Source organism: Streptomyces sp. AC555_RSS877, assembly GCF_019049245.1.
In the GTDB taxonomy this organism is placed as follows: domain Bacteria; phylum Actinomycetota; class Actinomycetes; order Streptomycetales; family Streptomycetaceae; genus Streptomyces.
The window spans coordinates 187905-207885 of the sequence record NZ_JAGMUK010000030.1 but is presented as its reverse complement, the minus strand read 5'-3'; the positions used below and the strand labels follow the sequence as shown (position 1 = coordinate 207885).

The following is a 19981-nucleotide window of genomic DNA, read 5'->3' as shown; positions in this document are numbered from 1 at the left end:
CTCGAAGAGCGACCGTCGGACAAAGAGCGGGCGAACTTTCGCGAGTTCGCCCGCTCTCGTGCATACCGATCAGTAACCTGATCGGCCGTGACCAGACGACACAGAGCATCCGAGCAACTCAACTCTCTTTCCCCGCGCCGCCGTACGGTCGTCAAGGCCGCGGCCGCCACCGCCGTCCTGGCCGGCCCGCTGGCCGCCGCCCTGCCCGCCCGGGCGGCCACGGACTCCCCCGCCTTCCTGCACGGCGTCGCCTCCGGCGACCCGCTGCCCGACGGCATCCTGCTGTGGACCCGGGTGACGCCCACCGCCGAGGCGACACCCGGCTCCGGGCTCGGCCCGGACACCTCGGTCGACTGGGTCGTGGCCCGGGACAAGGCGCTGACGAACATCGTCGCCAAGGGCACGGTCACCGCGACCGCCGCCTCCGACCACACCGTCAAGGCGGACGTACGCGGCCTCGACCCCGCCACCGACTACTGGTTCCGCTTCTCCGCCGGGGGCACCGACTCCCCCGTCGCCCGCACCCGCACCGCCCCCGCCGCCGACGCGGCCGTGCCGAACCTCCGCTTCGGCGTGGCCTCCTGCGCCAACTGGGAGGCCGGCTACTTCTCGTCGTACCGCCATCTCGCGGCCCGCGGCGACCTGGACGCCTGGCTGCACCTGGGCGACTACATCTACGAGTACGGCACCGGCGAGTACGGGACGCGCGACACCGTCATACGGCCGCACGCGCCCACGCACGAGATCCTCACCCTGGCCGACTACCGCACGCGGCACGGGCGTTACAAGACCGACGCCGACCTCCAGGCCCTGCACGCCGTCGCTCCGGTCATCGCCATCTGGGACGACCACGAGTTCGCCAACGACGCCTGGTCGGGCGGGGCCGAGAACCACACCGAGGGGGCCGAGGGCGCCTGGTCCGCGCGTCAGGCCGCCGCCAAGCAGGCCTACTTCGAGTGGATGCCGGTGCGCACGGCGATCACCGGCACCACCTACCGGCGGCTGCGCTTCGGCAGGCTCGCCGACCTCTCGCTCCTGGACCTGCGCTCCTTCCGTTCGCAGCAGGCCGCCGTCGGCAACGGCTCGGTCGACGACCCGGACCGCACGCTCACCGGCCGCGCCCAGCTCGACTGGCTGAAGGCCGGGCTGAAGGCGTCCGACACCACCTGGCGGCTGATCGGCAACTCCGTGATGATCTCGCCGTTCGCGATCGGCTCCCTCGCCGCCGACCTGCTCAGGCCGCTCGCCGAACTGCTCGGCCTGCCGAAGGAGGGCCTCGCCCTCAACACCGACCAGTGGGACGGCTACACCGACGACCGCCGCGAGCTGCTGGCCCACCTGCGCTCGAACGCCATCCGCAACACCGTCTTCCTGACCGGCGACATCCACATGGCGTGGGCCAACGACGTGCCGGTGGACGCCGGTACGTACCCGCTGTCCGCCTCGGCGGCCACGGAGTTCGTCGTCACCTCGGTCACCTCCGACAACCTCGACGACATCGTGAAGGCCCCCGAGGGCACGATCTCCGCGGTCGCCGCGCCGATCATCAAGGCGGCCAACCGGCACGTCCACTGGGTCGACACCGACCGCCACGGCTACGGCGTCCTGGACATCACGGCCACCCGCGCGCAGATGGACTACTACGTCCTGTCCGACCGCACCAAGCCGGACGCGACCTCGTCGTGGGCCCGCTCGTACCGCACGCGCAGCGGCACGCAGAAGGTGGAGCGGACGTACGACCCCGTGTAGCCACGGGTGACAGGACCTACAGGCTGTCGAGGAAGCCGAGCGCCACCCGCCAGGTGGCCTCGGCGGCCTCCTCGTCGTAGTCGGGCAGGTCGGGGTCGGTGTACAGGTGACCGGCCCCGGCGTACCGGTACACCTCCACGTCCGCGCCGGCTCTGCCCATCTGGAGATACCAGGCGCTCAGCCAGTCGTCGGTCTCGAAGGGGTCCGGCTCGGCGACGTGCAACTGGACGGGCAGCTCGTCCACGGTCGCGTTCGCCGCGATGTCCGACGTGCCGTGCAGGAGCAGCAGGCCACGCGCCTTGTCGTCACCGAGCGCGAGGGTCTGTGCGACGGACGCGCCGAGCGAGAACCCGGCGTAGACCAGCCCGCGTTCCGAGTAGGGCGCGGCGGCCAGGACGGCCCGCTTGAGCAACTCGTCCTTGCCGATCCCGTCGTTGAAGGCCATGCCCTCCTCGACCGTCTCGAACGTACGCCCCTCGAAGAGGTCCGGCGTCCACACCTCGTGTCCGGCCGTGCGCAGCCGGTCCGCCGCGGAGCGCACCGCGGGCCTGAGACCGAAGGTCGAGTGAAAGAGCACGATGTTCATGAAGCCATGGTGCCAGCCGGGTACGACAACGCAGGTCACGGCGGTGGCCTTGGCCCGGTGCCGCGGCCGTACCCACCTTGAGCGCGAAGTCACATGTTCATGTGTGCCCGGGGCCGGTTACGTTCGTGGGCATGGAGAATCTACTCCGCCCACTGATCGTGGTCGGCGGGTCGGTCGCGCTCACGCTGGTCATCGGCTGGGCGACCGACCTGTTGCTGCGCAAGGCTGACTCACGGCACCACGAGACCCCCCTGTGGGGTCTGCTGCGCCGTGGCCGCATCCCCTACCAACTGGTGCTCTGCGCCGCCATGCTGAGAGGGGCGTACGACGAGGCGCAGCTCCTGGAGCAGCACAGGGTCGGCATCGGCCGCACCCTCACCCTGGTGCTGATCGGGGCGACGGCGTGGCTGGTGATCCGGATCGCCGCCGCGATAGTGGAGACGACGTACACCCGCTACGCGCGCGCCCACCGCGACCCGGCCCGGGTCCGGCGCGTCCGTACCCAGGTGTCGCTGATCATGCGTGTGGTCTCCGCGACCGTCGGCGTGGTGGCCGTGGCCACGATGCTGCTGACGTTCCCGGCGTTCCGCGCGGCGGGCGCCTCGCTGCTGGCCTCGGCCGGAATCCTCGGCATCGTCGCCGGTGTCGCCGCCCAGTCGACGCTCAGCAACATGTTCGCGGGGTTCCAGATCGCCTTCGGCGACATGGTGCGCATCGGCGACACCGTCGTGGTGGACGGCGAGTGGGGCACGGTCGAGGAGATCACGCTGACCTTCCTGACCGTTCGGACCTGGGACGAGCGCCGGATCACCATGCCCGTCTCGTACTTCACGTCCAAGCCGTTCGAGAACTGGTCGCGTGGCACCCCCCAGATGACCGGCATCGTCTTCTGGCACGTCGACCACACCGCGCCGGTGGACATGATGCGCGACAAGCTCCGCGACATCCTGCGCGAGTGCCCCGCCTGGGACGGCCGCGCCTACGGCCTGGACGTGACGGACACCACCCCGAACACCATGCAGGTGCGGGCCCTGATGACCGCCAAGGACGCCGACGACATCTGGACGATACGTGTCACGGTCCGCGAGCAGATGGTCCGCTGGCTGGCCACGGAACACCCGTACGCCCTCCCCCGGGTCAACACGGCGGACGCGTATCTGCCCCCCCACCGCACGAACGGCCGCCCCCGCCGGGACGACGTGGCGCGCGACGGGGCGGCCGCGAGTCGCGGATACGAGTCACCGCGCGCGGGCGGCTGATCCGGCGCAGCACCTACGGGCCGCCGCCAACGACGATCGACCGCCACAGGAGGGCCCCGACTCCTCGACCAACGGGAAAGGGTGAGGCGCGGGTGGGAACAAACACAGCAACCCCACCCGCGCACACTCGACACATCACCGCAAACTGCGCACATCAAGATGCCGCAGCACCCGGTCCACGACCTCCGGATCGGCCCCCGCCTCACTCCGCGCCGCCAGCACCTCATGCCGAGCCGCGCTCAACATCTCCCCCTGGATCCGCCTCACCCGCTTGAGCCTGCGCACCCGCTGCTCATGCGCCTCCCGCCGCTCGTCCTCCCCCACGTCCGGACTGATCCGCACCCCGATGTCGTGCGCCCGCCGCAGCATCTGCTCGGACAACTCCTCCGGCAGCTCCTCCGTGGCCTCGATCTCCCTGAGCCGCCGCTTCGCCGCCTTCGCCGCCCGCACGGCCAGCGCCTTCTCGAACTCCTTCTCGCGGTCCGTGTCGGCCTGCACCCCGAGCCGTCGCACCAGCCACGGCAGGGTCAGCCCCTGAAGCACCAGCGTCGCCATGATCACCCCGAACGCGATGAACACGATCTCGTCCCGGTCGGGAAAGGCCGAACCGTCGTCGGTCTTCAGGGGAATCGCCAACGCCAGCGCCACCGACGCCACTCCCCGCATCCCGGACCACCACATGACGACGGTCTCCCGCAGGCTCATCGGGATGTCCTCGTCGTGGTCCCGCCGCGCATGCAGCCGCTTGGTGAGCCAGGTGGCCGGCAACAGCCACAACAGCCGTACGAGGACGACCACACCCACGATCGCCCCCGCCCAGCCGAGCATCTCCCCCCACCGCCCGGACGCGGTCCGGATCGCGTTGTGCAGCTCGAGGCCGATCAGCCCGAAGGCGACCCCGGTGACCAGCGTGTCCACGATGTCCCAGAAGGTGTGCCCGGCGAGCCGTGTCAGCACGTCGTCGGGATCGGTGGCGTACTCGGCGAGGAACAGCGCGGTGGTGAGCACGGCCAGCACCCCGGACCCGCGGAACTCCTCGGCCAGCACGTACGAGGCGAACGGCACCAGCAGGGTCATCCCGATCTGCAGGGTCGGGTCCCCGAGCAGGTCCATCAGCTTGTTGGCGCCCCACCCCAGCACGATCCCGACGGCCAACGCCACCACGGCGGACAGCACCAGGTCCAGACCCGCCCGCCACGGCGAGAAGGTCCCGCTCACCGCTGCGGTGATCGCCACGTGGTAGAGCACGATGGCCGTCACGTCGTTGAAGAGCCCTTCGCCCTCCAGGATGGACACCAGCCGCCGCGGCAGCCCGAGTTGGCCCGCGACGGCGGTCGCCGCGACCGGGTCGGGCGGCGCGACCAGCGCGCCGAGCGCCACGGCGGCGGCCACCGGCAGCCCCGGCACGATCGCGTTGGCGACGGCGGCCACACACACCGTGGTGACGAACACCAGCGCCACGGCCAGCAGGAAGATCGGCCTGATGTTGGCCGTGAACTGCCGCCAGGACGTGCGCCGTACGGCCGCGTACAGCAACGGCGGCAACAGCAGGGGCAGGATGAGTTCCGGCGGGATGCTGACGTTCGGCACGAAGTCGAGGAGCGCGAGGACGATCCCGAGGAGCGTCATCAGCACCGGCGCCGGCAGTTTCAGCCGGTCCCCGATCGGCACGCTCAGCACGGCCCCGAGCAACAGCACGAACAGCAGGGCCAACTGATCCACGGTCAGGCTCCGGGTCGTCTCGGCGTTCACACAGCAGACCTCAAGCCTGCCACGCCACCGTGTTCACCGGCCGTTCGGCGCCGCCGCCACGGCAGGCACGGCAGGCACGGCAGGCACGGCAGGCACGGCAGGCACGGCAGGCACGGCAGGCACGGCAGGCACGGCAGGCACGGCAGGCACGGCAGGCTACAGCACGCGCCGCATCGCCCGGTGCGGCATTCCGGCGTCCGGGAACTCCGGGCCGTACGCCACGTACCCCAGCCGCTCGTAGAACCCGAGCGCGTGCGTCTGGGCGTGCAGGTCGACCGCCGCGAGCCCACGCGCGCGTGCCGCGTCCTCGACGGCCCGGACGAGAGCGGCCCCGACGCCGAGGCCCCGCGCGTCCTGTGTCACGGCGAGCCGTCCCAGCGAACCCACCGACAGATCGCCGTCGGTCTTGGCCGCGGCCGCCTCGCCGTACAGCAGCCGCCCGGTCCCGAGCGGCGTCCCGTCCTCCCGGACCGCCAGCACATGCACGGCGCCGGCGTCGTACGCGTCGTACTCCAGGTCGGCGGGGACCCCCTGTTCGCCGACGAAGACCTCCTTGCGGACCGCGAAGCACGACTCACGGTCGGCGGGGTCCTCGGCGACCCGCACGACGTACGCGGAGCTCACGCGTAGGTCTCCTCGCGGACCCGGTCGAGGGCCTGCTGCAGGTCGTCCGGGTAGCCACACTCGAACTCCACCCACCGGCCGTCCCCGGGATGCTCGAAGCCCAGCCGCACGGCGTGCAGCCACTGGCGGGTCAGGCCGAGCCGCTTGGCGAGCGTGGGGTCGGCGCCGTAGGTCAGGTCGCCGACGCACGGGTGCCGGTGGGCGGCCATGTGGACGCGGATCTGGTGGGTACGGCCGGTCTCCAGCTTCACGTCGAGCAGGGAGGCCGCACGGAACGCCTCGATGAGGTCGTAGTGCGTGACGGACGGCTTGCCCTCGGCCGTGACCGCCCACTTGTAGTCGTGGTTCGGGTGCCGGCCGATGGGCGCGTCGATGGTGCCGCTGGTCGGGTCCGGGTGGCCCTGGACGAGCGTGTGGTACCGCTTGTCGACCGTGCGCTCCTTGAACTGGCGCTTGAGCGAGGTGTACGCGTACTCGGACTTCGCCACGACCATCAGGCCGGACGTGCCCACGTCCAGGCGGTGCACGATGCCCTGGCGCTCGGCGGCGCCCGAGGTGGAGATCCGGTACCCGGCGGCGGCGAGCCCGCCGATCACGGTCGTCCCGGTCCAGCCGGGGCTCGGGTGCGCGGCCACACCGACCGGCTTGGCGATCACGACCACGTCATCGTCGTCGTGCACGATCTCCATGCCCTCGACCGGTTCGGCGACGATCTGCACCGGCGCGGGCGCCTGCGGCATCTCGACCTCCAGCCAGGCCCCGCCATGCACCCGCTCGGACTTCCCCACCACCGACCCGTCGACCGTGACTTTCCCCGCGGCGGCGATCTCAGCGGCCTTGGTACGGGAGAAGCCGAACATACGGGAGATGGCGGCGTCGACACGCTCGCCCTCCAGGCCGTCGGGCACGGGCAGGGTTCGGATCTCGGGAATGGTGCTCACCCGTCGAGTATGCCGGACGGGTCCGACACTCTCGTACGAGAGTCCGGCGTCCTCAGTCCTTGTGGACGGTGCCGTCGGGGTCGAGACCCCTGAACGACAGCAGCACGATCAGGATGCCGCCGCACACGATCGCCGAGTCGGCCAGGTTGAAGACCGCGAAGTGCTTGGGCGCGATGAAGTCGACGACCGCGCCCTCGAACACGCCCGGCGACCGGAAGATCCGGTCGGTGAGGTTGCCGAGCGCGCCGCCGAGCAGCAGGCCGAGCGCGATCGCCCAGGGCAGGCTGTAGAGCTTGCGGGCGAGGCGGGCGATGACCACGATCACGGCGGCCGCGATCACCGTGAAGATCACGGTGAAGGCCTCGCCGAAGCCGAAGGCCGCGCCCGCGTTGCGGATGGCCTCGAACCTCAGCCAGTCCCCGATGATCTCGATCGGCGCGTGGTGCTCCAGCTTGGCGACCACGATCATCTTGCTGATCAGGTCGAGGGCGTACGCCACGGTCGCGACGGTGAACAGCACGGCGATCCGCCGCCTGCCCCGGGGCCGCTCGGCCCCGGCGGCGGTCTGCGACGCGTCCGCGGCATGCTCCTCGGACTGCTCCGGCTCGCCTCCCGCCGCCTCTGGGGAATCCGGCGTACCGATGATGCGCTCCGCCTCTGCCACGTGAGTCCCTCAACCTAGATACCTGACTGAGGACGAGGGTACGACACGCTCCCGGGCAGCGAGGTGATCAGTACCGGCGTTCCTGCTTCTGCTTGCACTCCACGCACAGCGTGGCCCGCGGGAAGGCCTGCATGCGGGCCTTGCCGATGGGGTTGCCGCAGTTCTCGCACAGACCGTAGGTGCCCGCGTCGAGCCGTTGCAGGGCGCGCTCGGTCTGGATGAGCATCTCGCGCGCGTTGGCCGCGAGAGCCATCTCGTGCTCGCGCGTGATGTTCTTGGTGCCGGTGTCCGCCTGATCGTCGCCGGCACCGTCCCCGGAGTCCCGCATCAGGCCCACCAGGGACTGTTCGGACGAGGTGATCTCGTCGCGCAGCCGCGTCGCCTCGGACGACAGCCCGGCGCGCGCCTCCGCGACCTCTTCCGGCGTCCAGGGGTCCTCACCGGGGCGTACCGCGAGCTCGCCGGGCTCCGCCGCGGCGACCCGCGCCTTGGGCAGTGCGGACTTCGCCGCTGTGGCCGTGCCAGGAGTCTTCTTCGCAACCACCGTCGTGGCTCCCGTCTGCTCCGCGGTCTGCGCCGCGCCCGCCTTCTTGACCGTGCTCTTCTTGGCCGCAGTCGTCTTGGCTGCGCTCTTCCTCGAGGTGCTTTTCCCAGCGCCGCCCTTCGCGGCACCGCTCTTCTTGTCAGCGGTCTTCTTCGCGCCGGTCTCCTTCGCCAACGCCACCTTCGTGGCCGCCGCCTTCCCGCCCGCGTCCTTCCCGCGCGTCTCCGCGACGGTCGCCGCCTCCCCGCCCGTCTCCTTCACGGCGGCCGCCCGCCCGCCCGCCACCTTCGTGGCTTCGGCCTTCGTGGCCGCCACTGACTTCCCGCCGGTCTTCTTCCCGCCCGCCGTCTTCGTAGCCGCCGCCTTGGTGGCAGTGGCCTTCTTGGCAGCGGCCTTCTTCACTGATGCCGCCTTCTTCGCCACGGCCTTCTTGGCACCCGCACCCGCGCCCGCGCCCTTCGCGGCCGCCTTCCTCGTAGCCGAACCCACCGTCTTCACGGCCTTGGCCTCCTGCTCGGCCGCGCCCCCCTGCGTTCTCTTCTTCCCCCCGACGTCCTTGGCCGCACCGCCGGAGGCACCCGTGGACCCGGACGCCGACTGCTGTACGGCGGTCTTCTTCGCCACCATGGCCGCGGCCCCTTCACATATTGTGATCTTGCACGCGAATCGTGCTGGGACGATAAATCGACTTGAGTCCCACGGCAACGGGGCACACCGCCCGATTCGCCCGCCTCGCGAACGCCGCGCGGCAAACCTGCATGCGTTGTGCCCAGCTCCCCGCCGGGTAATCCGCCGCGCCGGGCATCCCGGCCCTCGAACACGCGCCCCTCGCCATTCGGGTCATCCCGGGCCCCGCCGAGCCCCCGCCGACGGCCGCCGGAAATCCGGTCGGCCGCTGTCCCCACGGCGCCGTACACTGGGCGGAGCGAAAAGCGTGGATGGGGACGAGTAGCGACGTACGCAGCCCAGAGCGACCCGGGGACGGTGGAAGCCCGGGGGCGAGCGCGACGTGAAGATCACCCCAGAGCCGCCGGAAGAAAGCCGCAGCCGAAAGAAGGCGGCCAGTAGACCCGGCATCGCGACCCCAATGAGGGGGCTCACCGGCGCGTACGGCGCACCGGAGAGCCAAGGAGGGTGGTACCGCGGGAGCGCGCCGAAGGCGGCGCAGGGATCGACACAGCTCTCGTCCCTCCGGACGGAAGGCAGCAAGTCCGCCGGAGGAAGTTCGCTGATGACAACGCCGACGTACCGCCAGGTGCCCGCCCAGGTCGACCTGCCCGCGCTGGAGCACGCCGTGCTCGACTTCTGGCGCGAGCAGAAGATCTTCGCCAAGACCCTGGAACAGTCCGAGGGGCGCCCCGAGTGGGTGTTCTACGAGGGCCCGCCCACGGCCAACGGCATGCCGGGGGCCCACCACATCGAGGCGCGCGTCTTCAAGGACGTCTTCCCCCGCTTCCGCACCATGCGCGGCTACCACGTGGCCCGCAAGGCCGGCTGGGACTGCCACGGCCTCCCGGTCGAGATCGCCGTGGAGAAGGAACTCGGCTTCGACGGCAAGAAGGACATCGAGGCGTACGGCATCGCCGAGTTCAACGCCAAGTGCCGCGAGTCCGTGACCCGCCACACCGACGCCTTCACCGAGCTCACGAACCGCATGGGCTACTGGGTCGACCTGGACGACGCGTACCGCACGATGGACCCCGAGTACGTGGACTCCGTCTGGTGGTCACTGAAGGAGATCTTCAACAAGGGCCTGCTGGTCCAGGACTACCGCGTCGCCCCCTGGTGCCCGCGCGACGAGACGGGTCTGTCGGACCACGAGCTGGCGCAGGGCTACGAGACGATCGTGGACCCGTCCGTGTACGTCCGTTTCCCGCTCACCTCCGGTCCGCTCGCCGGCCGGGCGGCGCTCCTTGTGTGGACGACGACCCCCTGGACGCTGGTCTCCAACACCGCCGTGGCCGCGCACCCCGACGTCACCTATGTCGTCGCGACCAACGGCGAGGAGAAGCTCGTTGTCGCGAAGCCGCTCGTCGAGAAGGCCCTCGGCGAGGGCTGGGAGGTCACCGGCGAGACCTTCACCGGTGCCGAGATGGAGCGCTGGACCTACCAACGTCCGTTCGAGCTCGTCGAGTTCCCGGAACCGGCCCACTACGTGGTCAACGCCGAGTACGTGACGACCGAGGACGGTACGGGTCTGGTCCACCAGTCCCCCGCCTTCGGTGAGGACGACCTCAAGGTCTGCCGCGCCTACGGCCTTCCCGTGGTGAACCCGGTCCGCCGGGACGGCACCTTCGAGGAGGACGTCCCCCTCGTGGGCGGCGTCTTCTTCAAGAAGGCGGACGAAAAGCTCACCGAGGACCTCCAGAACCGCGGTCTGCTCTTCAAGCACATCCCGTACGAGCACAGCTACCCGCACTGCTGGCGCTGCCACACCGCGCTCCTCTACTACGCGCAGCCGTCCTGGTACATCCGCACCACGGCCGTCAAGGACCGCCTCCTCCAGGAGAACGAGAAGACCAACTGGTTCCCGGACTCCGTCAAGCACGGCCGTTTCGGCGACTGGCTGAACAACAACATCGACTGGGCGCTCTCCCGCAGCCGCTACTGGGGCACGCCGCTGCCCATCTGGCACTGCGAGGACGGCCACCTCACCTGCGTCGGCTCCCGCGCCGAGCTGACCGAGCTGACCGGCACCGACCAGTCGGAGCTCGACCCGCACCGCCCGTTCATCGACGACGTCACCTTCGCCTGCCCGACGTGCCGGAAGACGGCCACGCGCGTGCCGGAGGTCATCGACGCCTGGTACGACTCGGGTTCGATGCCGTTCGCGCAGTGGGGTTACCCGCACAAGAACAAGGAGCTCTTCGAGAGCCGCTACCCGGCGCAGTTCATCTCGGAGGCCATCGACCAGACACGCGGGTGGTTCTACACCCTCATGGCCGTCGGCACGCTCGTCTTCGACAAGTCCTCGTACGAGAACGTCGTCTGCCTCGGTCACATCCTCGCCGAGGACGGCCGCAAGATGTCCAAGCACCTGGGCAACATCCTGCAGCCGATCCCGCTGATGGAACAGCACGGTGCGGACGCGGTCCGCTGGTTCATGGCGGCCGGCGGCTCCCCGTGGGCGGCCCGCCGCGTCGGTCACGGCACCATCCAGGAGGTCGTCCGCAAGACGCTCCTCACGTACTGGAACACGGTCGCCTTCCAGGCCCTCTACGCCCGCACGTCGAACTGGGCGCCCAGCGAGGCCGACCCGGCCCCGGCGGACCGGCCGGTCCTGGACCGCTGGCTCCTGTCCGAACTCCACGCGCTCACCGACCAGGTGACCGAGGCTCTGGAGTCGTACGACACCCAGCGCGCCGGAAAACTGCTTTCGGCGTTCGTCGACGACCTGTCCAACTGGTACGTACGCCGCTCCCGTCGCCGCTTCTGGCAGGGCGACAAGGCGGCGCTGCGCACCCTGCACGAGGTCGTCGAGACGGTCACCAAGCTGCTGGCCCCGCTGACCCCGTTCATCACCGAGCGGGTCTGGCAGGACCTGGTGGTGCCCGTCAGCCCCGACGCCCCCGAGTCGGTGCACCTGGCGTCCTGGCCGCAGGCGGACCTGTCCGCCATCGACCCGGATCTGTCGAAGCAGATGGTCCTGGTACGACGCCTGGTGGAGCTGGGCCGTGCCACGCGCGCGGAGTCGGGCGTGAAGACACGTCAGCCGCTGCGACGCGCGCTGATCGCGGCGACGGGCTTCGGCTCCCTCAACGCCGAGCTGCACGCGCAGATCACGGAGGAGCTGAACGTCGAGTCACTGGCGTCGCTGTCCGAGGTGGGCGGTTCGCTGGTCGACACGACGGCGAAGGCCAACTTCCGTGCGCTGGGCAAGCGGTTCGGCAAGCGGGTGCAGGACGTGGCGAAGGCCGTCGCGAACGCGGACGCCGCCGCGCTGTCCCTGGCCCTGCGCGAGGGCACGGCATCGGTGGAGGTCGACGGCGAGACGGTCACGCTCGCCCCGGACGAGGTCATCATCACCGAGACCCCGCGCGAGGGCTGGTCGGTGGCGTCCGACTCGGGCGCGACGGTCGCCCTCGACCTGGAGCTCACGGAGGAGCTGCGTCAGGCCGGCCTGGCCCGTGACGCGATCCGCCTGATCCAGGAGGCCCGCAAGAACAGCGGCCTCGACGTGGCCGACCGCATCGCGCTGCGCTGGACGTCCACGGACCCGGCCGTCGTCGCGGCCCTGTCCGAGCACGCCGCCCTCATCGCCGACGAGGTCCTCGCGAGTGACTTCGCCCAGGGCGAGGCGGACGACACCTATGGATCCCCGTTCACGGACGAGGGCCTGTCCCTGACGTTCCGCCTGCGCAAGGCGTAACCGAGGCCACGAAGGCCCGGGTGCACCAGAAGATCTTGGTGCACCCGGGCCTTCGGCGTTGCGTACGCAGGACAACTGCACCGGCACCCGAACACGCACGGCAAAAGGGCGGGGCCCCGGATCAAAAATCCGGGGCCCCGCCCTGAACGCTGCCGACGCCTACGGCGTACTCATAACCGTCAGTTGTCGTCCTCGTCGATGAGGAAGCCGCGCATCGGCGAGGGAGCCTGGCCCATCGGCGACGGGCCCTGCGGCCGTACCGGCGCCATCGGCTGGGTCATCGCCGGGGACATCTGCTGCTGGCCGCCGTAGGACGGACCGGCAGGAGACGGGCCGCCGCCCATGCCCTGGTTGCCGCCGCCGTACGACGGGGCGCTGGCACCGGCCGGAGCCATGGAAGGCGCCGGGGACGGCGGCAGCGACGCGGTCGCCGGAGTGCGCGGCGGGGCCAGCGAGTCGTCCGCCTGGGTCTCCAGCTGACGCAGCTGCGACTCCAGGTAGGACTTCAGGCGGGTGCGGTACTCGCGCTCGAAGCCGCGCAGGTCCTCGACCTTGCGCTCCAGCGTGGCGCGGGCGGACTCCAGGGAGCCCATCGCGACACGGTGCTTCTCCTGCGCGTCCCGCTCCAGGGCGTCGGCCTTGGCACGGGCGTCACGCTCAAGACCCTCGGCACGCGAACGCGCCTCGCCGACGATCTTGTTGGCCTCGGAACGGGCCTCGGCGATCGCCTGGTCGGCGGTCTGCTGGGCCAGCGAGAGGACACGCGCGGCGCTGTCGCCACCGGGGCCCTGACCGGGGCCGCCCATCGAGTGGCCCATGGGGCCACCCATCGGGCCGCCCATCTGCTGCTGCATGGGGGACTGGCCGCCCATCGGACCCTGGCCCATCGGACCCTGGCCCATCTGGCCCTGACCCATCTGACCCTGGCCCATCTGGCCTTGGCCCATCTGACCGGGACCCTGCGGGCCGCCCTGGCCGCCATTGGGGCCGGCAGGCAGCTGCGGTGCACCGCTCGGCAGCTGGGGCGGGCCACCCATGGGGCCACCCATCTGCTGCTGCGGCGGGCCAGATATGCCGGCCGGCACCGGAGAGCCGGGACCTCGCATGCCCTGCTGCGGCATACCCTGCTGAGGCATGCCTTGCTGCGGCATACCCTGCTGAGGCATCCCCTGCTGGGGCATGCCTCCCTGCTGCTGGTCCTGTTGCTGCTCCGGGGGCTTGCGCATGTTCTGCTGATTCTGGGCAGCAGCGCGCGTGGCCGCCGCCAGCTTGGCGCGCAGGTCCTCGTTCTCGCGGAGCAGTCGCGTCAGTTCGGCTTCGACCTCATCGAGGAAGGCATCGACCTCGTCCTCGTCATAGCCTTCTCGGAGGCGGACGGTCGTGAACTGCTTGTTCCGCACGTCCTCGGGGGTCAACGGCATCTCTTCACCTCAACGTAGTCGTCGGCATTCGGCAAGACCGTATCGTTCACAGCCGGCTCACGACGGAGATCAGGATGTAGACGATGATCATCAGTACGAAGAAGGACAGGTCGAGCGCCACGCCCCCGAGACGCAGCGGCGGAATGAACCGCCGCAGAAGCTTGAGCGGTGGATCAGTGACAGTGTAGGTGGCCTCCAGAACGACCACCATCGCCTTGCCGGGTTGCCACGAGCGGGCGAACTGGAAGACGTAGTCCATGACCAACCGGAAGATCAGCACGATGAGGAAGCACATCAGCGCGATGTAGACGACATCCAGAACCACGCTCATTGCCTGTGCTTCCCTCTCCCCTGATCCGTACTGCTGGGTCCTACTTGTACTGCCGTTTCCGGTCCTGCGTCTCAGCTCTGGTTGAAGAACCCGCCCTCTGCGATCCGGGCCTTGTCCTCCGCCGTGACATCGACGTTAGCAGGCGACAACAGGAACACCTTCTGCGTCACCCGCTCGATGCTGCCGTGAAGACCAAACACCAAACCGGCCGCAAAGTCGACAAGTCGCTTCGCGTCTGTGTCATCCATCTCAGTCAGATTCATGATCACCGGGGTGCCCTCACGGAAGTGTTCCCCGATGGTACGGGCCTCGTTGTAGGTCCGGGGGTGAAGTGTGGTGATCCGGTAAGGCTCTCGTTCCGACACGACCTTGGGCATGATCACCGGTGCGTTCTTCTCCAGGCTTGCGCGTTCTTGTGTGATGGATGCCACGGGCGCGATGCGCGCCGGACGCCCGGATTCCGCGCCTAGCGAAGCGGATCGGGGCAGCGGGTCACGTGACACCGGAGGTTGCACCACTCGTACCGGTTCGTCCCTTTCAGGCTGATGTGCCTGGCGGGACTGGTGCGAGCCGTGCGACTGATGCGACAGCTCATGCCGTCGCCGGTCCCGCTCGGGCTCCGGATCCAGCTCGGGTTCGAAGTCGTCGTCGGGATCAAAACCGCGGCCGTCGTACCCATCGTCCTCCACGAGGCCGAGGTAGACCGCCATCTTGCGCATCGCGCCGGCCATTTCCTGAGTCCTCCGCTCTGTGGTGGATCGGCTGACGACTGCCAAGTGCCCGCGATCCACGAGGTCGTTATGCCCGCTGTGCTGCGGTAATGACCATATTTTCTGCTGTGGTCCGACTTCCTGGCGACGTTACCCGAGCCTGGGGCGTACTCCGAGTACCGCGGTACCGACGCGTACATGTGTCGCTCCGGCCGCCACGGCCTGTTCGAGGTCCGCACTCATCCCTGCGGAGACCATGTTCGCAGCCGGATGCGCTCGGCGCAGGTCGGTCGACAAATCCATCAACCGCTCGAACGCCGCCTGTTCGCGCCCCGCGTACTCCCCGGTGAGCGGAGCGACGGTCATCAGCCCGTCGAGCCGCAGGCCCGGAGCGTCGGCGACGCGGCCGGCCAACTCGTCGATGCCGCCAGGTCCTACGCCACCCCGCTCCCCTCTCCCGCTCACTCCCGCGTCGAGCGCCACCTGGATCAGACAGCCCACCTCGCGCCCGGCCCGCACGGCCTCCTTCGACAGGGCCGTCACCAGCTTGGAACGATCGACGGACTGCACGAAATCCGCGTAACCGACCACGGATCGTACTTTGTTGGTCTGCAACTGGCCGACGAAGTGCCAGCCAAGCGGCAGGTCCGCGCATTCCGCCGCCTTCGGCGCCGCGTCCTGGTCGCGGTTCTCGGCGACGTGCCGCACACCGAGTTCCGCCAGCATCCGCACATCGCTCGCGGGATGGGTCTTGGTGACCACGATCAGCGTGACTTCCTCACGCCCCCGCCCGGCGGCCGCACACGCGGCCTCGATGCGCTCCTCCACCTTCGCCAGGTTTCCGGCGAGTTCGTCCTTACGGTCCGTCATGCCCCTCAGTCCAACCACACATATCCCGCGAGTCGCCCCGTGGTGCGATCGCGGCGGTACGAGAAGTGGTCCCCCGACTCCAGCGTGCACACCGGCGACTGCTCCCGGTCGTGCACCCCCAGCCGCTCCAGCTGCGCGTGCACTCCGGCGGTCACGTCGACCGCCGGCGTGCCCCAGCTCGTCTCGGCGTGCGCCGCCGGTTCGACGGCGGCCACCTCGGCGCGCATGGCGGCCGGCACTTCGTAGCACCGGCCGCAGACCGCGGGCCCGGTGCGGGCGACGATCCGGGACGGTTCGGCACCGAGTTCCGTCATGGCCCGTACGGCGGCGGGGACGACCCCGGCGATCATGCCGGGCCGGCCCGCATGGGCCGCGGCGGCGACCTTGGCGACCGGGTCGGCGAGCAGGACGGGGGTGCAGTCGGCGGTGAGGACGGCGAGGGCGAGTCCGCGCCGGGCGGTGACGACCGCGTCGACCGAGGGGATCCGCGAAGCGGAGTCCCAGGGCCGGTCCACCACCGCCACGTCGGCCCCGTGCACCTGGTTCATCCAGACCACCTGAGCGGCGTCGAGCCCCAGGGACTTGGCGGCCAGTTCACGGTTGGTCCGTACGGCACCCGGGTCGTCGCCGACCGCTCCGCCGAGGTTGAGCTCCTCGTACGGAACGGCGCTCACCCCGCCCCACCTGTCGGTGAAGGCGAAGTGCGCGCCGTTCACAGTGCTCGTTCCGGAGCGCTGATCTATCACTTCAGGAAGTCCGGCACGTCCAGTTCCTCGGCCGCGCTGTCCGAGTAGGAGCGCGACGGCGGGACCGGCGGGGAGACCGGAAGGTCGGCCACCGGCTCGGGCGCCTGCTCCGACTCCTCCTTCGGCGTGACGCTGCCGAGCGAGCCGAAGGACGGGCGGCTCTCGGTCTGCCGTACCGGAGTGGGCTCCTCACGGCGGCCCGACGACGAGGACGACGAGGCCGAACCGAGGACGTTGTCCCGGCGGGCCGGCGGCTGGCCGCCGTCGAAGCCGGCCGCGATCACGGTGACCCGGACCTCGTCGCCGAGGGCGTCGTCGATGACCGCGCCGAAGATGATGTTGGCCTCGGGGTGAGCGGCCTCGCTCACCAGCTGGGCGGCCTCGTTGATCTCGAAGAGACCGAGGTCGGAACCGCCGGAGATGGACAGGAGTACGCCCCGGGCGCCGTCGATGGACGCCTCCAGCAGCGGCGAGGAGATCGCCATCTCGGCCGCGGCCACCGCGCGGTCGTCGCCGCGGGCCGAGCCGATGCCCATGAGGGCCGAGCCGGCCTCGGACATGACCGACTTCACGTCGGCGAAGTCGAGGTTGATCAGGCCGGGCGTGGTGATGAGGTCGGTGATGCCCTGAACACCGGAGAGCAGGACCTGGTCCGCCGACTTGAAGGCGTCGAGGACCGAGACCTGGCGGTCCGAGATGGACAGCAGCCGGTCGTTCGGGATGACGATGAGGGTGTCGACCTCTTCGCGGAGTTCGGCGATGCCGTCCTCCGCCTGGTTGGCGCGGCGCCGTCCCTCGAAGGTGAACGGGCGCGTGACCACGCCGATGGTGAGGGCGCCGAGCGTGCGTGCGATGTTGGCCACGACGGGTGCGCCGCCGGTGCCGGTGCCGCCGCCTTCACCGGCCGTCACGAAGACCATGTCGGCCCCCTTGAGGACCTCCTCGATCTCCTCGCGGTGGTCCTCGGCCGCCTTGCGGCCGACAGCCGGGTTGGCTCCGGCGCCGAGTCCGCGGGTGAGTTCGCGGCCGACGTCGAGTTTGACGTCGGCGTCGCTCATCAACAGCGCCTGCGCGTCGGTGTTGATGGCGATGAACTCGACGCCCTTGAGACCGACCTCGATCATCCGGTTGATGGCATTGACACCACCGCCGCCGACACCGATGACTTTGATGACTGCGAGGTAGTTCTGCGGTGCTGCCACGTCGAAGGCCTCTCGCCTCGAGTTACGTGTCGCCGCCTCGCGGCGTTGCCGCGGTCCGACGACTGATGCCGATTGGGACGGTCCGTATCGCCGACCCGAACCCTAACGTTGAAGTTTAGGGTTACCAGTGTGTCCGTTCCCTGGAGTCTTCTGAACAGGACACTAAGTCGACAAGTGGCGCACGTTCAACGAACACGCCGAACCTCCCGTTTTTCTTTTCACCCTATGTGATCAGCCATAGCGCTGCCCAACCAGGGTGCTGGCCTGCGCGGATGTGCGTCAACTCCCCGATGACGCGGGCGCCGTGGGAACGCTGACGTCGAAGTACCGCGCGTCAGGAGAGGCTTTCATGAGAGCCGTGAGCGTGCGGGCCTTCGCGGCCCCCTTCTCGCTGCTCCCCCAGGCGACGGTCCGCCCGTCGCTCAACTCCAGTGAGATGTCGTCGTACGAACGCACCTTGACCGCCTGGGTCCGGTGGGCGACGGCGGCCGGAACGGCACGGGCGACGCGGACCGCCTCCCGCACCAATCGGCCCTCGCCGAACCGGCGCAGGCTCGCGGCGCGCGAGCCCGGCTGGGACAGCGTCAATTCCAGTGTGGGTACGCCTTTCGGGGCCTCGGAAACCGTCGCGAACCGGACACCTTCATCGTCCACTTCGACAAAGTTTCCGCCCTTTTGGACAAGCAGAACCGGAGTACGCTCAGTCACTTTCAGCCCGATTCCGTGGGGCCAGGAACGCGCCACGTCAACCACGTCAATTCGGGGCAATTTCCGGCGCAGTCGTGCCTCAATCGCATCGGTGTCGATGGAAATCAGCGGCGATCCGACCGGCACATCGGCGGCCTCGCGGACCTGTGCGGGCGTCAGAACCCTGGTCCCGGAGATCGATACCCGCTCCACGCGCAGCCAGTTCGAGCCGTACAGGACCCACAGGGATCCGGTGCCGACGAGCACCAGCGCGACGGCGAGAATGATGATCGTACGAAGGCGGGGGGTTGCGATCCTCCGGACAGGCGGCGGGCCGGACGACTCCTGCTGGCGTTCACCGCGCTCGGCGGTCGTCGATCCGGCCACGCTCCCTGCCTTCCGGTCATACGGGCCTCAGTACGGCCCTATCGGCGTGCACGGCTGGCGGCGATCGCCTCGTACACCATGGCGACGAGCAGGTCGTCGGCGTCCCGGCGGCCGAACTCACTGGCGGAACGGGACATCTGGTACAGCCGGTGCGGATCGGCGAGCACGGGCAGCACGTTCTGCTGCACCCACTCGGGCGTCAGGTCCGCGTCGTCGACCAGGAGTCCGCCGCCGGCCTTGACCACCGGCTGGGCGTTCAGCCGCTGTTCGCCGTTGCCGATGGGCAGCGGGACGTAGGCGGCCGGGAGCCCGACGGCGGAGAGTTCGGCGACGGTCATCGCGCCCGCGCGGCAGAGCATCATGTCGGCCGCGGCGTACGCGAGGTCCATCCGGTCCACGTACGGTACCGGGATGTACGGGGGCATCCCCGGCATCTGGTGCACCTGCGGCAGTTCGTTCTTCGGGCCGACCGCGTGCAGGATCTGGATCCCGGCCTGCTGGAGGTACGGCGCGACCTGCTGGACCACCTCGTTGAGCCGGCGGGCGCCCTGTGAGCCCCCGGAGACCAGCAGCGTCGGCAGGTTCGGGTCGAGTCCGAAGGCCGCGCGGGCCTCGGGGCGCATGGCCGCCCGGTCGAGGGTGGCGATGGTGCGGCGCAGCGGGATGCCGATGTAGCGGGCGTCGCGCAGCTTGCTGTCCGGGGTGGAGACGGCGACCTTGGCGGCGTAGCGCGAGCCGATCTTGTTGGCGAGGCCGGGGCGGGCGTTGGCCTCGTGGATGATGATCGGCACCCCGAGCCTCTTGGCGGCGAGGTAGCCGGGCAGGGCCACGTACCCGCCGAAGCCGACGACGGCGTCCGCCTTGGTGCGCTCCAGGATCTGCTCGGCGGCCTTGATCGTGCCGCGCAGCCGGCCCGGGACGGTGATCAGCTCGGGGGTCGGCTTGCGTGGCAGGGGCACCGCGGGGATCAGCGCGAGGTCATAGCCCCGCTCCGGTACGAGCCGGGTCTCCAGGCCGCGCTCCGTGCCCAGGGCCGTGATTCCCACGGTCGGGTCCTGCCTGCGCAGGGCGTCCGCGAGGGCGAGCGCGGGCTCGATGTGGCCGGCGGTCCCCCCACCGGCGAGTACGACATGCACCGA

The 19981-nt window shown here is 70.0% G+C and carries 17 protein-coding genes; 3 read left to right on the top strand and 14 right to left on the bottom strand.

Going from position 1 to position 19981, the window contains the following annotated elements; genetic code table 11:
- Positions 1 to 87: 87 nt before the first annotated feature.
- Entirely contained in the window at positions 88 to 1749 is a 1662-nt protein-coding gene (locus KUM49_RS14640) for an alkaline phosphatase (RefSeq protein ID WP_217237256.1), read from the top strand.
- Between the two features lie 16 nt (positions 1750 to 1765).
- Here the strand turns inward: KUM49_RS14640 and KUM49_RS14635 are convergent, their stop codons facing one another.
- A complete protein-coding gene (locus KUM49_RS14635; RefSeq protein ID WP_217237255.1) occupies positions 1766 to 2335 on the bottom strand; it encodes a dienelactone hydrolase family protein in 570 nt (189 codons plus the stop codon).
- A 131-nt stretch (positions 2336 to 2466) separates the two neighbouring features.
- Here KUM49_RS14635 and KUM49_RS14630 point away from each other — a divergent pair, with 131 nt between their 5' ends.
- Entirely contained in the window at positions 2467 to 3594 is a 1128-nt protein-coding gene (locus KUM49_RS14630) for a mechanosensitive ion channel family protein (protein WP_217237254.1), read from the top strand.
- A 135-nt stretch (positions 3595 to 3729) separates the two neighbouring features.
- On the opposite strand, the gene KUM49_RS14625 is transcribed toward KUM49_RS14630, so the two are convergent.
- From KUM49_RS14625 to KUM49_RS14605, 5 genes are all read right to left on the bottom strand, one after another.
- Positions 3730 to 5316 (bottom strand): Na+/H+ antiporter, encoded by a 1587-nt coding sequence (locus tag KUM49_RS14625; protein ID WP_217237319.1) that lies wholly within the window; start codon positions 5314 to 5316, stop codon positions 3730 to 3732.
- Positions 5317 to 5502: 186 nt separating this feature from the next.
- Complete coding sequence (locus KUM49_RS14620; RefSeq protein WP_217237253.1) at positions 5503 to 5970, bottom strand: GNAT family N-acetyltransferase; 468 nt, start codon at positions 5968 to 5970, stop codon at positions 5503 to 5505.
- The gene (locus KUM49_RS14615) at positions 5967 to 6911 is read right to left on the bottom strand and encodes an RluA family pseudouridine synthase (protein WP_217237252.1); all 945 of its coding nucleotides are present in this window, start codon (positions 6909 to 6911) and stop codon (positions 5967 to 5969) included. The genes KUM49_RS14620 and KUM49_RS14615 overlap by 4 nt, the downstream gene beginning before the upstream one ends.
- Before the next feature lie 52 nt (positions 6912 to 6963).
- Positions 6964 to 7575: a signal peptidase II gene (gene lspA / locus KUM49_RS14610; protein WP_217237251.1), complete on the bottom strand. Its 612-nt coding sequence runs from the start codon at positions 7573 to 7575 to the stop codon at positions 6964 to 6966.
- Between the two features lie 67 nt (positions 7576 to 7642).
- A complete protein-coding gene (locus tag KUM49_RS14605; RefSeq protein ID WP_217237250.1) occupies positions 7643 to 8746 on the bottom strand; it encodes a TraR/DksA C4-type zinc finger protein in 1104 nt (367 codons plus the stop codon).
- A 604-nt stretch (positions 8747 to 9350) separates the two neighbouring features.
- On the opposite strand from KUM49_RS14605, the gene ileS reads away from it, so the two are divergent.
- The gene (ileS, locus tag KUM49_RS14600) at positions 9351 to 12488 is read left to right on the top strand and encodes an isoleucine--tRNA ligase (RefSeq protein ID WP_217237249.1); all 3138 of its coding nucleotides are present in this window, start codon (positions 9351 to 9353) and stop codon (positions 12486 to 12488) included.
- Between the two features lie 179 nt (positions 12489 to 12667).
- Here the strand turns inward: ileS and KUM49_RS14595 are convergent, their stop codons facing one another.
- The 8 genes from KUM49_RS14595 to murG all read right to left on the bottom strand — a co-directional run bounded on the left by KUM49_RS14595 (position 12668) and on the right by murG (position 19978).
- Positions 12668 to 13909: a DivIVA domain-containing protein gene (locus KUM49_RS14595; RefSeq protein WP_217237248.1), complete on the bottom strand. Its 1242-nt coding sequence runs from the start codon at positions 13907 to 13909 to the stop codon at positions 12668 to 12670.
- 46 nt (positions 13910 to 13955) lie between these two features.
- The gene (locus tag KUM49_RS14590; RefSeq protein ID WP_033318070.1) at positions 13956 to 14240 is read right to left on the bottom strand and encodes a YggT family protein; all 285 of its coding nucleotides are present in this window, start codon (positions 14238 to 14240) and stop codon (positions 13956 to 13958) included.
- A gap of 71 nt (positions 14241 to 14311) precedes the next feature.
- A complete protein-coding gene (locus tag KUM49_RS14585; RefSeq protein WP_217237247.1) occupies positions 14312 to 14971 on the bottom strand; it encodes a cell division protein SepF in 660 nt (219 codons plus the stop codon).
- Between the two features lie 129 nt (positions 14972 to 15100).
- Positions 15101 to 15820 (bottom strand): YggS family pyridoxal phosphate-dependent enzyme, encoded by a 720-nt coding sequence (locus KUM49_RS14580; protein WP_217237246.1) that lies wholly within the window; start codon positions 15818 to 15820, stop codon positions 15101 to 15103.
- A gap of 5 nt (positions 15821 to 15825) precedes the next feature.
- Positions 15826 to 16536, bottom strand: coding sequence for a peptidoglycan editing factor PgeF (gene pgeF, locus KUM49_RS14575; RefSeq protein ID WP_217237245.1), 711 nt, complete (start codon positions 16534 to 16536; stop codon positions 15826 to 15828).
- A gap of 26 nt (positions 16537 to 16562) precedes the next feature.
- A complete protein-coding gene (ftsZ, locus tag KUM49_RS14570; RefSeq protein ID WP_217237244.1) occupies positions 16563 to 17768 on the bottom strand; it encodes a cell division protein FtsZ in 1206 nt (401 codons plus the stop codon).
- Positions 17769 to 18047: 279 nt separating this feature from the next.
- On the bottom strand, positions 18048 to 18842 hold the full coding sequence (locus tag KUM49_RS14565; RefSeq protein WP_217237243.1) for an FtsQ-type POTRA domain-containing protein: 795 nt from the start codon (positions 18840 to 18842) through the stop codon (positions 18048 to 18050).
- 38 nt (positions 18843 to 18880) lie between these two features.
- The gene (gene murG, locus KUM49_RS14560) at positions 18881 to 19978 is read right to left on the bottom strand and encodes an undecaprenyldiphospho-muramoylpentapeptide beta-N-acetylglucosaminyltransferase (protein WP_217237242.1); all 1098 of its coding nucleotides are present in this window, start codon (positions 19976 to 19978) and stop codon (positions 18881 to 18883) included.
- Positions 19979 to 19981: the final 3 nt, after the last annotated feature.

What these genes read in the sequence shown, in the direction of transcription:
- KUM49_RS14590 (WP_033318070.1), bottom strand. Translation starts at nt 14,240, where the DNA reads ATGAGCGTGGTTCTGGATGTCGTCTACATCGCGCTGATGTGCTTCCTC.
- KUM49_RS14635 (WP_217237255.1), bottom strand. Translation starts at nt 2,335, where the DNA reads ATGAACATCGTGCTCTTTCACTCGACCTTCGGTCTCAGGCCCGCGGTG.
- KUM49_RS14630 (WP_217237254.1), top strand. Translation starts at nt 2,467, where the DNA reads ATGGAGAATCTACTCCGCCCACTGATCGTGGTCGGCGGGTCGGTCGCG.
- KUM49_RS14595 (WP_217237248.1), bottom strand. Translation starts at nt 13,909, where the DNA reads ATGCCGTTGACCCCCGAGGACGTGCGGAACAAGCAGTTCACGACCGTC.
- KUM49_RS14585 (WP_217237247.1), bottom strand. Translation starts at nt 14,971, where the DNA reads ATGGCCGGCGCGATGCGCAAGATGGCGGTCTACCTCGGCCTCGTGGAG.
- KUM49_RS14605 (WP_217237250.1), bottom strand. Translation starts at nt 8,746, where the DNA reads ATGGTGGCGAAGAAGACCGCCGTACAGCAGTCGGCGTCCGGGTCCACG.
- ileS (WP_217237249.1), top strand. Translation starts at nt 9,351, where the DNA reads ATGACAACGCCGACGTACCGCCAGGTGCCCGCCCAGGTCGACCTGCCC.
- KUM49_RS14580 (WP_217237246.1), bottom strand. Translation starts at nt 15,820, where the DNA reads ATGACGGACCGTAAGGACGAACTCGCCGGAAACCTGGCGAAGGTGGAG.